This is a genomic window from Rhodococcus sp. p52 (assembly GCF_000763325.2).
Lineage (GTDB): Bacteria > Actinomycetota > Actinomycetes > Mycobacteriales > Mycobacteriaceae > Rhodococcus > Rhodococcus pyridinivorans.
In genome coordinates, this window is sequence record NZ_CP016819.1 from 3,596,178 (window position 1) to 3,610,446 (window position 14,269).

General features: G+C 69.0%; 11 protein-coding genes. 8 read left to right on the top strand and 3 right to left on the bottom strand.

Annotation, left to right across the window (positions count from 1 at the left end; genetic code table 11):
- Nucleotides 1-84: 84 nt before the first annotated feature.
- Nucleotides 85-1,200, bottom strand: coding sequence for a lycopene cyclase family protein (locus tag IM25_RS16665; RefSeq protein ID WP_065996178.1), 1,116 nt, complete (start codon nucleotides 1,198-1,200; stop codon nucleotides 85-87).
- A 167-nt stretch (nucleotides 1,201-1,367) separates the two neighbouring features.
- On the opposite strand from IM25_RS16665, the gene IM25_RS16670 reads away from it, so the two are divergent.
- Both IM25_RS16670 and IM25_RS16675 read left to right on the top strand, forming a co-directional pair.
- On the top strand, nucleotides 1,368-2,999 hold the full coding sequence (locus tag IM25_RS16670; protein WP_033096629.1) for an ABC-F family ATP-binding cassette domain-containing protein: 1,632 nt from the start codon (nucleotides 1,368-1,370) through the stop codon (nucleotides 2,997-2,999).
- A 120-nt stretch (nucleotides 3,000-3,119) separates the two neighbouring features.
- Nucleotides 3,120-3,371 (top strand): helix-turn-helix domain-containing protein, encoded by a 252-nt coding sequence (locus IM25_RS16675; protein WP_026061044.1) that lies wholly within the window; start codon nucleotides 3,120-3,122, stop codon nucleotides 3,369-3,371.
- Between the two features lie 17 nt (nucleotides 3,372-3,388).
- Here the strand turns inward: IM25_RS16675 and IM25_RS16680 are convergent, their stop codons facing one another.
- Together IM25_RS16680 and acnA are read right to left on the bottom strand one after the other, a co-directional pair.
- Entirely contained in the window at nucleotides 3,389-3,955 is a 567-nt protein-coding gene (locus IM25_RS16680) for a TetR/AcrR family transcriptional regulator (protein ID WP_006551512.1), read from the bottom strand.
- 105 nt (nucleotides 3,956-4,060) lie between these two features.
- Nucleotides 4,061-6,865 (bottom strand): aconitate hydratase AcnA, encoded by a 2,805-nt coding sequence (gene acnA, locus IM25_RS16685; protein ID WP_033096630.1) that lies wholly within the window; start codon nucleotides 6,863-6,865, stop codon nucleotides 4,061-4,063.
- Between the two features lie 341 nt (nucleotides 6,866-7,206).
- Here acnA and IM25_RS16690 point away from each other — a divergent pair, with 341 nt between their 5' ends.
- From IM25_RS16690 to fabG1, 6 genes are all read left to right on the top strand, one after another.
- Complete coding sequence (locus IM25_RS16690) at nucleotides 7,207-7,755, top strand: Rv1476 family membrane protein (RefSeq protein ID WP_024100824.1); 549 nt, start codon at nucleotides 7,207-7,209, stop codon at nucleotides 7,753-7,755.
- Nucleotides 7,756-8,113: 358 nt separating this feature from the next.
- Nucleotides 8,114-10,033, top strand: coding sequence for an NlpC/P60 family protein (locus IM25_RS16695; protein WP_232333340.1), 1,920 nt, complete (start codon nucleotides 8,114-8,116; stop codon nucleotides 10,031-10,033).
- 171 nt (nucleotides 10,034-10,204) lie between these two features.
- Nucleotides 10,205-11,485, top strand: coding sequence for an AAA family ATPase (locus IM25_RS16700; RefSeq protein ID WP_033096632.1), 1,281 nt, complete (start codon nucleotides 10,205-10,207; stop codon nucleotides 11,483-11,485).
- Nucleotides 11,482-12,441 carry a DUF58 domain-containing protein gene (locus tag IM25_RS16705; protein WP_033096633.1) on the top strand — a complete coding sequence of 320 codons (960 nt, stop codon included), beginning with the start codon at nucleotides 11,482-11,484 and terminating at the stop codon, nucleotides 12,439-12,441. The genes IM25_RS16700 and IM25_RS16705 overlap by 4 nt, the downstream gene beginning before the upstream one ends.
- A complete protein-coding gene (locus tag IM25_RS16710) occupies nucleotides 12,438-13,418 on the top strand; it encodes a VWA domain-containing protein (protein WP_006551517.1) in 981 nt (326 codons plus the stop codon). The genes IM25_RS16705 and IM25_RS16710 overlap by 4 nt, the downstream gene beginning before the upstream one ends.
- Nucleotides 13,419-13,483: 65 nt before the next feature.
- Nucleotides 13,484-14,233 (top strand): 3-oxoacyl-ACP reductase FabG1, encoded by a 750-nt coding sequence (gene fabG1, locus IM25_RS16715; RefSeq protein WP_006551518.1) that lies wholly within the window; start codon nucleotides 13,484-13,486, stop codon nucleotides 14,231-14,233.
- The last annotated feature ends 36 nt before the right edge of the window (nucleotides 14,234-14,269 follow it).

Sequence of the window (14,269 nt, forward strand, 5' to 3'; positions counted from 1 at the left end):
TCGACACCTCGGGAGCACGCTGGAAAGCTGCGAAACTCACCGGGCGGTTCGCCGAGCCCTTCGCCACACGCCGCACCCGGCGGATCAGCGGAGCGAACGCAGAATGGTTCCGCGCGCACCCGTCGGCAGCACCCGGAACAGCCGCCACATCGTGGCCGCCACGCCAGTCGCGTCGTCGCGACCGGACAGGTAGGCGCGCTGCTGCTCGACCGGCAAAGCGAAGAACGCGTCGAAGAACTCGATCGCTCCGCGTGCGTCGAGTCGCAGCAGGACCCGCAGTCCCATCTGCCGCAGGGTCGCCACCGAGCGGGCGCGCACCGGCCACAGGACGCGCTGGGGGTCCTCGCCGAGGCGCACCGCGTCGATCACCGCATCCGCGGTGGACAGGGCGGTGGCCACCGCGTATCCCGTGGCCGGATGCATGAGACCACCGCGAGCGCCGAAGCCGATCACCCCGGGTGCCGTCGGTGCGCTCTCGACGGCGAAGCGCACCCGTTCGACCTGCTCGTCGCCGATCGTGCGCACGCCTCGCGCCGCGAGGCGGATGTGCAGGCGCCGTTCGAGTTCGCCGAGACCGAGCGCCGGGCGACCGACGAGGCAGGTCTCCTCGAGGATCGTGCGTCCGTCGCCGACCGGCACCGCATACAGGAAGGACGGCACGTCGTCGGGGCCCGTGCCGTTGTCGCGGCGCCAGTCCATGAACCAGGCGTCGTGGCCGTCGAGTGCCGGAGCTGCGGTCGTATCGTCGACGATCAGCCCGAATGCCGTCTGCTGGGCACGTTCCGGTTCGGCCGGACCCCCGCGGGCATCGACGACGTAGCGGGCAGTCACCCGGCGTCCGTTGCCGAGGACCACGCCGTCCGCATCGACGTCGCGTACCCGACCCGTGACCACCGTGACGGCGTCGAGGGCGAGGAAGTCCTGCAGGCACGCCGTGTCCAGCACCCGGTAGGCACGATCGACGATCCGGGGCTCGGTCGTCCACGCCGCGGGCCTGTCGATGCGTGCTGCCACCACCTCGTCGGGCAGCCAGGCGGGCAGTTCGTCGGCCCACGCCGCGTAGGTCGCGGTCCACCGACGCTGTGGACGCACGTCGACGGCCGTCACCGACAACCCGGCCGCGGCGGCACGGAACGCCAATGCACGGCCGGCGGGGCCGAGTCCGGCCACGACGAGGTCGGTGGAGGGAAGGTGGGTCACGGGCGCCAGCCTAGGTTGCGCACGGGGAGAACCCGACCGCGCGTGGCGAGGGGTAGTGCATCTCACCGTGGGAGAGAGATGCTGTCACTGTAAAATGGGTGGTTCGTGTGCCCGGCTGTTTGCCACCATGGCACCCATCCATCGTCCTTCGTTCTAGGAGCCCGTGCGTGATCACCGCTACCGACCTCGAAGTCCGCGCCGGCGTGCGGACGCTGCTCACCGCCCCCGGCTCGGGGCTGCGGGTGCAGGCCGGGGACCGGATCGGCCTCGTGGGACGTAACGGTGCCGGCAAGACCACGACCCTGCGGATCCTCGCGGGTGAAGGCGAACCCTACGCCGGCGCCGTGATCCGCTCCGGAGACATCGGTTACCTGCCGCAGGATCCCAAGGAGGGCAATCTCGACGTCCTCGCCAAGGACCGGGTGCTCTCGGCGCGAGGTCTCGACGAGATCCTCCGCAGCATGGAGAAGCAGCAGGCGCTCATGGCGGAGGCCGTCGACGAGAAGATCCGCGACCGTGCCGTGCGCAAGTACGGTTCGCTCGAAGAGCGTTTCGCGACGCTCGGCGGATACGTCGCCGAATCCGAGGCCGCGAGCATCTGCCACAGCCTCGGCCTGCCCGACCGGGTCCTCGGCCAACCCCTCCACACGCTGTCGGGTGGTCAGCGCCGCCGTGTCGAACTCGCCCGCATCCTGTTCGCAGCCTCGGACGGCTCCGGCGGGAAGTCCGACACCACGCTGCTGCTCGACGAGCCGACCAACCACCTGGACGCCGACTCGATCACCTGGCTGCGCGGCTTCCTGCAGAACCACGACGGTGGGCTCATCGTCATCAGCCACGACGTCGACCTGCTCGCCGACGTGGTGAACAAGGTGTGGTTCCTCGACGCGGTGCGCGGCGAGGCCGACGTCTACAACATGGGCTGGAAGAAGTACCTCGACGCACGCGCCACCGACGAGGCGCGGCGCCGGCGCGAGCGTGCGAACGCCGAGAAGAAGGCGTCCGCCCTGCAGAAGCAGGCCGCGAAGCTCGGAGCGAAGGCCACCAAGGCCACTGCCGCCCAGAACATGGCCAAGCGCGCCGAGAAGCTGCTCGCCGACCTCGACGACGTGCGCGTCGCCGACAAGGTGGCCAAGATCCGGTTCCCCACACCGGCCGCGTGCGGCAAGACCCCGCTGATGGCCAAGGAGCTGACCAAGGTCTACGGCTCCCTGGAGATCTTCACCGGCGTCGACCTCGCGATCGACCGGGGCAGCCGCGTCGTCGTCCTCGGCCTCAACGGTGCCGGCAAGACGACGCTGCTGCGGCTGCTCGCCGGTGTGGAGCAGCCGGATCTCGGCGAACTCGTGCCGGGTCACGGCCTGAAGGTCGGCTACTTCGCGCAGGAGCACGACACCATCGACGACTCGGCGACGGTATGGGAGAACATCCGGCACGCCGCTCCCGACGCCGGCGAACAGGACCTGCGGGGACTGCTCGGCGCGTTCATGTTCACCGGTCCGCAGCTCGAGCAGCCGGCCGGAACGCTCTCCGGCGGTGAGAAGACGCGACTCGCCCTGGCGGGGCTCGTCTCGTCCGCGGCGAACGTGCTGCTCCTCGACGAGCCGACCAACAACCTCGATCCCGTCTCGCGCGAGCAGGTGCTCGACGCCCTGCGCAGCTATGAGGGTGCCGTCGTGCTGGTCACCCACGATCCGGGTGCGGCCGAGGCCCTCGACCCGGAACGTGTGATCCTGCTTCCCGACGGAACCGAGGACCACTGGTCCCAGGAATACCTCGAGCTCATCCAGCTCGCCTGATCGGGCCTCCGGTCGGATCCGTCCCCCGATCCGCTCCCGCTGGTCCGATCTGCGTCCGCGCAACCTGACAGTCCTCTAGCCTGGGAAAGGGACCTTTGGCGAGGGCGCAGGGAGGATCCGATGGCGCGAAATTCCGGTGGTGGAGAGACGACCTACGCGAAGGGAGCCCGAGTTACAGGGGAATCGCGGGACCGCTTGCAGGAGGATCTGAAGCGCCGCTACGAGGAAGGCGCGAGCATTCGGAGGCTCGCGCAGGAAACCGGTCGATCCTACGGTTTCGTGCACAACGTTCTCGTGGAGTCGCAGGTGCGGCTGCGGGGCCGCGGCGGCCCGAACCGTCGTCGGGCGGCAGCGAGCGACGAGAAGGCGTGAGGAACGGATCCGGCGCATCAGTCGCGCCGGCGCACGGATTCCTCGACGAGGTCCAGAACCGCGACGAGGTCCTGTTCGGTGTGCCCAGAAGCGAGGCGGGCGACGAGTCCGTCGAGCACGAGGTCTAGATAACCCAGGACGACTTCCGTCGGCACGTCGTCGCGCAGCCGGCCCGCTTCCCGCTGCCGTTCGAGGCGTCCGACGGTGGCCTCGGTGAGTTCGGCCGAATGCTGCGTCCACGCCCTCGCGAACTCGGGGTCGGTGCGGAGACGGCGCGTGATCTCGAGCCGCGTCCCGAGCCAGTCGAACTGGTCGGGGGAGGACAGCATGTCGCGCATGACCTGCACGAGACCCTCGTTGGCCGCGACGTCGGCCATCCGTCTCGCATCCTCCTGGGCGAGGGCGAGGAACAGTCCGTCCTTGTCCTTGAAATGGTGGAAGATCGCGCCACGGGACAGACCCGTGGCATCTTCGAGCAGTCGCACGGTCGCGCCGTCGTAACCGTATTCGGCGAAGCAGCGACGGGCACCGTCGAGGATCTGCCTGCGCCGCGCGGCGAGATGGTCCTCACTGACCTTGGGCACGCGCCACTTCCTTTCGGCTCGATGGAGACGGCGGGCCCGAGACGAGTCTCGTCCCGGGCCCGCCGCTTCACACGGATGTGACCGATCGGGTCACGAGCACTGCTCTCAGCCGCGGATCATGTTCCGCAGCACGTACTGCAGGATGCCGCCGTTGCGGTAGTAGTCCGCCTCACCGGGGGTGTCGATGCGGACGACAGCGTCGAAGGTGACCTTCTCGCCGTTGTCCTTGGTCGCCGTGACCTTGACGGTCTTCGGCGTGACGCCCTCGTTGAGCTTCTCGATGCCCTCGATGTCGAAGACCTCGGTGCCGGTCAGGCCCAGCGACGCGGCCGACTCGCCCGCCGGGAACTGCAGCGGGATGACGCCCATGCCGATGAGGTTCGAGCGGTGGATGCGCTCGAAGGACTCGGTGATGACGGCCTTGACGCCGAGCAGGCGGGTGCCCTTGGCGGCCCAGTCACGCGAGGAGCCGGAACCGTACTCCTTGCCACCGAGGACGACCAGCGGGATGCCGGCCTTCTGGTAGTTCTGCGAGGCGTCGTAGATGAACGCCTGCGGAGCACCGTCCTGGGTGAAGTCGCGGGTGTAACCACCGGAGACCCCGTCGAGCAGCTGGTTCTGCAGACGGATGTTCGCGAAGGTGCCGCGGACCATGACCTCGTGGTTGCCACGACGCGAACCGAGCGAGTTGTAGTCCTTGCGCTCGACACCGTGGGCGTCGAGGTACTGCGCGGCCGGGGTACCCGGCTTGATCGGACCGGCCGGGCTGATGTGGTCGGTGGTGACCGAATCGCCGAGCAGCGCGAGGACGCGAGCGCCCTTGATGTCGCTGACCGCGTCCGGCTCCATCGTCATGCCCTCGAAGTACGGAGCCTTGCGGACGTACGTCGAGTCCTCGTCCCACGCGAAGGTGTCGCCCTCGGGGGTCTCGAGGTTCTGCCAGCGCTCGTCGCCCTTGAAGACGTCGGCGTAGGACTTGCGGAACATGTCCTGGTTGATCGCCGACTTGATGGTGTCGTCGATCTCCTGGGCGGAAGGCCAGATGTCCTTCAGGAAGACGTCGTTGCCGTCCTTGTCCTTGCCCAGCGCGTCGGTCTCGAAGTCGAAGTCCATCGTGCCCGCGAGCGCGTACGCGATGACCAGCGGCGGCGAGGCCAGGTAGTTCATCTTCACGTCGGGGGAGATACGACCCTCGAAGTTGCGGTTGCCGGAGAGCACCGCGGTGACCGAGAGGTCGTTGTCGTTGACGGCCTTCGAGATCTCCTCGGGCAGCGGCCCGGTGTTACCGATGCACGTGGTGCAACCGAAGCCACCGAGGTAGAAGCCGAGCTTCTCGAGGTACGGCCACAGGCCGGCCTTCTCGTAGTAGTCGTTGACGACCTGCGAACCCGGAGCCATGTTGGTCTTGACCCACGGCTTGGTGGACAGGCCCTTCTCGACGGCGTTGCGGGCGAGCAGCGCGGCGCCGAGCATGACCGACGGGTTGGAGGTGTTGGTGCAGGAGGTGATGCCCGCCACCACGACGGCGCCGTGGTCGAGGACGAACTCGCCGCGCTCCTCCGAGACGACCTTGACCGGCTTCGACGGACGTCCGTGGGCACCGTTGGCGGCCGAGTGGACGTCGACGGCACCGTCGTCCGCGAAGGACAGCACGGCCGGGTCGGACGCCGGGAAGGTCTCCTCGACGGCCTCGTCGAGCTTGGTGTGCTCGGCCGGGAGGTTCTCCTCCACGTAATTGTGGATGTCCTTGCGGAAGGCGACCTTCGACTCGGACAGCAGGATGCGGTCCTGCGGGCGCTTCGGGCCGGCGATCGACGGGACGACCGTCGACAGGTCGAGCTCGAGGTACTCGGAGAACTCGGGCTCGCGGTTCGGGTCGTGCCACAGGCCCTGCTCCTTGGCGTACGCCTCGACGAGAGCGAGCTGCTCGTCGCTGCGGCCGGTCAGGCGCAGGTAGTTGATGGTCTCTCCGTCGATCGGGAAGATCGCTGCGGTCGAACCGAACTCGGGGCTCATGTTGCCGAGGGTCGCGCGGTTGGCGAGGGGGACCTCGGCCACGCCGGCGCCGTAGAACTCGACGAACTTGCCGACGACGCCGTGCTTGCGCAGCATGTCGGTGACGGTGAGCACGACGTCGGTCGCGGTCACGCCGGGCTGGATCTCACCGGTGAGCTTGAAGCCGACCACGCGCGGGATGAGCATGGAGACCGGCTGGCCGAGCATCGCGGCCTCGGCCTCGATGCCGCCGACGCCCCAGCCGAGCACGCCGAGGCCGTTGACCATCGTCGTGTGCGAGTCGGTGCCGACGCAGGTGTCGGGGTAGGCCTGCCCGTTGCGGACCATGACGGTCGGGGCGAGGTACTCGATGTTGACCTGGTGGACGATGCCCATGCCCGGGGGGACGACGCGGAAGTCGTCGAAGGCGCCCTGGCCCCAGCGCAGGAACTGGTAGCGCTCGCCGTTGCGCTCGTACTCGAGGTCGACGTTGCGCTCGAGGGCGTCGGCGCGACCGAAGTAGTCGAGGATCACCGAGTGATCGATGACCATGTCGGCGGGGGAGAGGGGGTTGACCTTGTTCGGGTCGCCGCCCAGGGTGGTCACGGCCTCACGCATGGTGGCGAGGTCGACGACACAGGGGACGCCCGTGAAGTCCTGCATGATCACGCGTGCGGGCGTGAACTGGATCTCGATGCTCGGGTCGGCGGAGGGATCCCAGTTGGCGATGGCCCGGATGTGATCGGTCGTGATGTTGGCACCGTCCTCGGTGCGCAGCAGGTTCTCGGCCAGGACCTTCAAAGAGTAAGGAAGTTTCTCGGTGCCGGGGACGGCCGACAGGCGGAAGATCTCGTAGGAGTTGTCTCCGACCTGCAGCGAACCCTTGGCGCCGAACGAATCACTACTGGTGCTCACGTCAGCTCCACTCGTCGTTTCGGCTGGCCGCCGACGGGGCTGTGTCGACGGCTGAAGCGAGGCACACGACGTCCGCCCGCGGCCCGTGGCCCGGATGCAGTAGTCGTGGCGTCTCGCCCTCGATTCTAACAGTACGCTTGTCCTGTATTGAACCGAAGTCGGGTCCGTCGTGTCGACGAAGCGTCCCGCCGGCATCGGTCCTGCTCGCGACGAGTGCTTCGAGCCGCCGTCGCGCGATCGCGTAATGTTCTGCCTTGCCCACGGGTGTGGCTCTTCGTGTCGTCTCCGCACGGCCGGATCGCCGTATCGCCCGGCTTCTGCCCCAGCACCACCGGAGAGAGATGTCTGCGCCACTGCTTCGTATACCGGGCCCTGCGCTCACGGATCTTCCCGCCGGGGTCTCGGTCGAAAAAGTGCTCGCCGATCTCGCCGACGACCAGGTGGCGGCGCCCTCGCAGTACGTCGACGACCTCGTCGCCGAGGTGCAGCGCGCGCAGGAGAACGGGATCGACCTCAGCGTGGTCGTGCTCGACCGGGACCCCCGTATGGATTCGCAGCTGCGCGACCTCGCGACGGAGGTCGGCGCCGAGGACGGCGGAACGGTGCTGGTCCTCAGTCCGGGATGGGTCGGGACATTCAGCGAGGATCTCGACCGCGTCACTCTCGAGGCCGCCCAGGATCGCACCTACACCGGCGATCCGGTGGTCTCCACACGCAACTTCGTCGACTCGGTGCTCGAGCCGTCACCGCCCTGGACGCTGATGACGCTGCTGATCGTCGCAGTGGTCGCCCTTGCGGCCGGCGCGACCTGGCTCGCCAAACGCCGCCGCGCGGACGGTGACGCGACCGTTGCCGGAGGTAACGGATCGTCATCGGCCAAGGACGTCTGAGGTCTCTTTCCGTCACCGCGGAGATCGTCTCCGGGTTGTCCTCGCCCCGACCGTGACGGAATCCGGCAGGGAAGATCGTTCGGTGTCCTCACGGTGTTCCTCGGTGTCCGCACCGTGTTCTTTCGGAGTTCTTCCGGCCGATCTTCGTGACTGTCATGCGACATACCCCTGAGGTGTCGTACGGTTTTCATGACGCTCTTGGGGAAGGTGTGTCACAACCCGGCTCGTGGGGACGCTGTCCGCAGCCGGTGTACGACTGCAGCGTGTGAGCCGTGGGGCACCCACGGCGAGCGGATGCTGCCTGCCTTCCTCGGGTCGTCCGGCCGGATGTCTCGGCCACCAGGTGCGACCGAGGGAGATGCAAGTGAGACGGTTCGGTATCCACGGAGGGATTCCGCGACGGTCGGGGCCGGACGGCACCGCCACGACGCTCACTGCAGGCCGTCGACCCGACGGTCCGACGCCCGGTCGCACCCCGCGGACGCGCGCCGGCACGCTCCTCGCCGGTTTGGGGTTGGTCACAGCCGTGCTCCTTACCGTGACCACGACGGCGTCCGCCGCACCGCCCCCGCCGCCGAACCCTTCGGACGCCGAGATCGACCGCGCTGGTGCGGCCGTCGCGGCCAACATCGACCGGGTCGGGCAGCTGATCGTCCGGATCGCCGGCGCGGATCAGCAGCTCGCCGAGCTCGACGCGCAGGTCGCCATCCGCCGCGAGGACGTCAACCGCGCCCTCGTCGATCTCCAGAGCGCGCGCGACGCAGCGGATCTCGCCGAACGGGTGGTCGTGGATTCCCGCCGCGCACTCGACGACGCCGCCGACCGGATCTTCGCTGCCCAGAAGAACTTCGACGCGTTCGTCCGCGACAGCTACACCCGTGGCGCCAACTCGGTCTCCCTCGCGGCCTTCCTCGACGTCGACGGTCCCGACGATCTGCTCGACCGCGCCCAGGTCATGCGGTTGCTATCCGCCGGGCGCGCCGCGGTGCTCGATGCGCTCCAGCGCGCCCGGGCCCAGGAGGCCAACTCCCACTCGCGGGCACGCGCGGCCAAGCTCGAGGCCGACGCGGCGGCGGAAGCCGCCGAGCAGCGCAGGGCCGAGGCCGAGGCCGCGATTGCCGTCGCGCGAGCGGAACTCGGTCGGCAGGCCGCGGAGAAGTCGCGCATCGAGCAGGAACGTGCGAACGCGCAGAGCGAACTCGACCGGGCCCGCGTGAACGTTGCGGGCCTGGAAGGGCAACGCGCGCAGTACCAGGACTGGGATCGTCGCCGCGCAGCCGAGGAAGCAGCTGCCGCGGCGGCCGCCGAGGAGGCACGGGTCGCGGCAGCCGCGGCAGCCGAGCGTGTCGCCGCCGACGCCGCAGCCCGGGAACGTGCGGCGGAACTCGCCAACGGCCGTCGCCCCCACACGCTGATCGAGGAGTCTCCGTCGACCGGCGAGAGCGACGTCGCCTCACCGGGTGAGGTCACCACCGAATCCGGAGCGCCGGAGGGCAGTGACACCGATACGAGTGGCACCGATACGAGTGGCACCGACACGGCTGCACCGGACTACACCGACGACGCCACGGTCCCAGACGGTACCGACGGTGGAACCGTCCCAGACGGTACCGACGGTGGAACCGTCCCAGACGGTACCGACGATGGATCCGTCCCGGATGGCACCGACAGCGGCACGATCCCCGACGAGGACGAAGACGAGGACAGCGGCGACGACGGTGGGATCGACTGGGAGAACCCGGATCCGGGCGACCCCGTCGTGGAGACCCCCGGATCGGGGACCGGGGGATCGGGTTCCCGCCCCTCCACACCGAATTCGACGCCCGGGATCCCGTCGCGTCCGTCCGTCACCGGTCCCGCTGCGGTGGAGATCGTCATCGACCGTGCGATGTCCCAGATCGGCGTCCCGTACGCGTGGGGCGGTGGCAACGAGAACGGCCCGACCCGCGGTATCCGCGACGGCGGCGTCGCCGATGTCCACGGCGACTACGCCAAGGTCGGCTTCGACTGCTCCGGACTGATGATCTACGCGTTCGCGGGCATCGGCATCTCGCTCCCGCACTACACCGGCTACCAGTACACGGCCGGTACCCAGGTTCCGTCGTCGCAGATGAGACGGGGCGACATGATCTTCTACGGGCCCAACGCCAGCCAGCACGTCGCGCTGTATCTCGGCGACGGGCAGATGCTCGAGGCGCCGCAGTCGGGATCGTTCGTGAAGATCTCGCCGGTACGCTGGGGCGGCATGACACCGTACGTGGTGCGCATGGTGTCGTGAGGGCGAGGTTTGCCGCGGCCCTCGTACCACCGAGGGCGGGTGCCATCCGGTCGTTTCCGGGTGCCGTCTCCCGGTCGGTGCAGGGGCGACGACACACCGAGCCGTCACCTGCAATAGTGGTGCAGCAGGTGTTTCCAGCGGAGCGACGTAGGCGAAAGCGGTGGATTGTTGGTGACCTCACGCGAGGGTGGGACGTCCGGTTCGGCGACGCCGGGCGACCAGGGCGGTAACGACGGACGCAAGAACAACCAGGCTGCGGCGGGTGCCGCGCCGGCGCCGAAGGCGGCCGGTGCGAACGGTCCGGCTCCGCAGGTGTCCGGCGCGAACATGCGGAAACCCGGCGACGCTCCTGCGAAGGCGTACGACCCCGCCGACGACGTCCGTCTCCTCGAACGGGCCATCTACGAGGTCAAGCGCGTGATCGTCGGCCAGGACCTGCTGGTCGAGCGGATGCTGGTCGGTGTGCTCGCGCGCGGGCACGTGCTGCTCGAAGGCGTTCCCGGTGTCGCGAAGACGCTGGCCGTCGAGACCTTCGCGAAGGTCGTCGGTGGGTCGTTCTCCCGCGTGCAGTTCACTCCCGACCTCGTGCCGACGGACCTCGTCGGTACCCGCATCTACCGGCAGGGACGCGAGGAGTTCGACACAGAACTCGGACCGGTCGTTGCGAATTTCGTGCTCGCCGACGAGATCAACCGCGCCCCGGCGAAGGTGCAGTCGGCGCTGCTCGAGGTGATGGCCGAACGCCACGTCACGATCGGTGGCAAGACCTTCCCGATGCCCGAGCCGTTCCTCGTGATGGCGACGCAGAACCCCATCGAGAACGAGGGCGTTTATCCGCTGCCGGAAGCGCAGCGCGACCGTTTCCTGTTCAAGGTCCTCGTCGACTATCCGTCGGTGGAGGAGGAACGCGAGATCGTCTACCGGATGGGTGTCGCCGCTCCCGAGCCGAAGCAGGTGCTCGACAACGAGCAGCTCCTGCGCCTGCAGAAGATCGCCGGCCGTGTGTTCGTGCACCACGCGCTCGTCGACTACGTGGTGAGGGTCATCTTCGCGACGCGTCGGCCCGCCGAGCTCGGCCTGCACGACGTGCAGGGCTGGATCGCCTACGGCGCCTCGCCCCGCGCGACGCTCGGCATCATCTCCTCGGCGCGTGCCCTGGCGCTCGTGCGCGGTCGCGACTACGTGGTGCCGCAGGACATCGTCGACGTCATCCCCGATGTGCTCCGCCACCGCCTGGTGCTGTCCTACGACGCGCTCGCGGACGACGTCTCCCCGGACCAGATCATCACCCGAATCCTGCAGACCGTGGGTCTTCCGCAGGTCGCGCCCCAGGCGAACGCACCCGTGCCGACCGCGACCCCCGGCCCGGCCCCTGCCGATCCGCGGGCCGCTGCCGGTCAGCAGGCGCCCATCGGTGCACCTGATCCGCAGGGAGGTGCGGGCGCGCGGTGAGCACACGTCCTCACGACGGGTCGCCACCGCGGTTCCGGACCGGTGAATTGCGCGATCCCGCGCTCACCGCCGCGCTCCGCACCCTCGAGCTCACCGTGCGGCGCCGTCTCGACGGCGTCCTGCACGGCGACCATCTCGGTCTGATCCCGGGCCCCGGTTCCGAGCCGGGGGACGCCCGCGAGTACCAGCCGGGTGACGACGTGCGGCAGATGGACTGGTCGGTCACCGCGCGCACGACGCACCCGCACGTGCGGCAGACCGTCGCCGACCGGGAACTCGAGACGTGGCTCGCGGTCGACCTCTCGGCCAGCCTGGACTTCGGTACCGGCATGTGTGAGAAGCGCGACCTGGCGATCGCAGCGGTGGCCGCGCTCGCGCATCTGACCACCGGCAGCGGGAATCGGATCGGCGCGGTGATCTCCACCGGCAACGAGACGGCCCGCGTCCCCGCGCGTGGTGGGCGGCTGCACGCCCAATCGTTGTTGCGTACCGTCGCGACAACCCCGCACGCACCCGACGGGACCCGCGGTGATCTCCGGGGGCTCGTCGAGTCGCTGCGACGTCCCCAGCGCCGCCGCGGTCTGGCGGTCGTGGTGAGCGATTTCCTCGGCCCTCTCGACTGGGAGCGCTCCCTGCGGGCACTGTCCGGCCGGCACGAACTGCTCGCTGTCGAGATCGTCGATCGCCGCGACCTCGAACTGCCCGATCTGGGCGACGTGGTGCTGCACGACCCGGAAACGGGCCGCACCCGTGAATTCACGACTACTCCCGAACTGCGGGCCGACTATGCGCAGGCCGCCGTCGAGCATCGCGCGGCCGTGCACCAGGCGCTGCGCAGTTCAGGTGCACCGGTGCTGACGTTGCGCACCGACCGTGACTGGATCGGCGATGTCGTCCGATTCGTCGCGGCCCGGCGGCACAGCTTCGGCGCACCCGCACGGCAGGGGGGACGATGAGCCTGTCCGGTTTCACTTCACCGTGGTGGCTGCTGCTGTTGTTCGTCGTCGCCGCCCTCGGCGGCGCATACGTGCTGGTCCAGCGCCGGCGCCAGACGAACACGCTGCGCTTCACCAATCTCGAGCTGCTCGAGAAGGTCGCGCCCGCCCGCCCGGGACGTGCTCGGCACATTCCCGTCGCACTGTTGCTCGTCGGGCTCGTCTTCCTCACCGTGGCGCTCGCCGGCCCGACCGCCGAACAGCGGGTGCCGCGCAACCGGGCCACGGTCGTGCTTGTCATCGACGTGTCGTTGTCGATGGAGGCCACGGACGTCGCGCCCACACGACTCGCCGCCGCACAGGAGGCGGCCAAGCAGTTCGCCGACGACCTGACGCCCGGCATCAACCTCGGTCTCGTCGCGTTCTCGGGTACCGCCTCGGTCCTGGTCTCGCCGACCACCAACCGGGAGGCGAGCAAGTCCGCGATCGACAACCTGCAGCTCAGCGAGCGCACTGCGACCGGCGAGGCGATCTTCACGGCGATGCAGTCGATCGACACGCTCGCCGCCGTGCTCGGCGGCAGCGACCAGGCGCCGCCCGCGCGGATCGTGCTGCTGTCCGACGGCAAACAGACCGTCCCCGAGAGTCCCGACGATCCCCGCGGGGGCTTCACCGCGGCGCGGCAGGCGGCGGAGAAGGGAATCCCCGTCTCGACCATCTCGTTCGGCACCCAGACGGGCACCGTCACCATCGAGGATGATCGGATCCCCGTGCCCGTCGACGATCCGTCGCTCAAGGAGATCGCGAATCTCTCGGGCGGGAGCTTCTTCACGGCGGCAAGCCTCGAAGAACTCGAGGACGCCTACAACACGCTCGAGGAGCAGATCGGCTTCGAGACGACCCGCGGCGACGCCAGCCGTCCGTGGCTCATGCTCGGAGCGCTCTCGGTGATCGCGGGGCTCGGCGCGGCGATGGTGTTGCGCCAGCGGCTGCCCTGATCCACCTTGTGCACGCTCACGGAGCGTTTTCCGTCCCGGCCAGGCCACCAGATAGGTTGGAATGCATGACTGACGCAGATAGTGCCGCAGCGTCCACGCGCGCGGGTGCCACCCCCCGATCCGTCCTCGTCACCGGTGGAAACCGCGGGATCGGCCTCGCCGTCGCCCGTCGCCTGCAGGCGGACGGCCACAGGGTCGCCGTGACCCACCGCGGTTCGGGCGCGCCCGACGACCTGTTCGGTGTGCGGTGCGACGTCACCGACACCGACTCGGTCGACGCCGCGTTCAAGGAGGTCGAGGAGCATCAGGGTCCCGTCGAGGTGCTCGTCGCGAATGCGGGCATCACCGACGACACCCTGCTGATGCGCATGACCGAGGACCAGTTCAGCTCGGTGATCGACGCGAACCTCACCGGCGCCTTCCGGTGCGCCAAGCGCGCCAACCGTGCGATGCTCCGTGCCCGTTGGGGCCGCATGATCTTCCTCGGCTCCGTGGTCGGCCTCGCCGGTCAGGCCGGTCAGATCAACTACGCGTCCTCGAAGGCCGGTGTCATCGGGCTCGCCCGTTCGGTCACCCGCGAACTCGGTTCGCGATCGATCACGGCCAACGTCGTCGCTCCCGGTTTCATCGAGACCGACATGACTGCGGATCTGTCAGACGACCTGCGCGACACGGCGAAGAAGTTCATCCCGCTGCAGCGACTCGGCAAGCCCGAGGACGTCGCAGCCGTCGTCAGCTTCCTGGCCTCCGACGACTCCGCCTACGTCTCCGGCGCCGTGATCCCGGTCGACGGCGGCATGGGCATGGGCCACTGACGGTCTCGCGACCACATCCGAATCTCACTGGAGGAC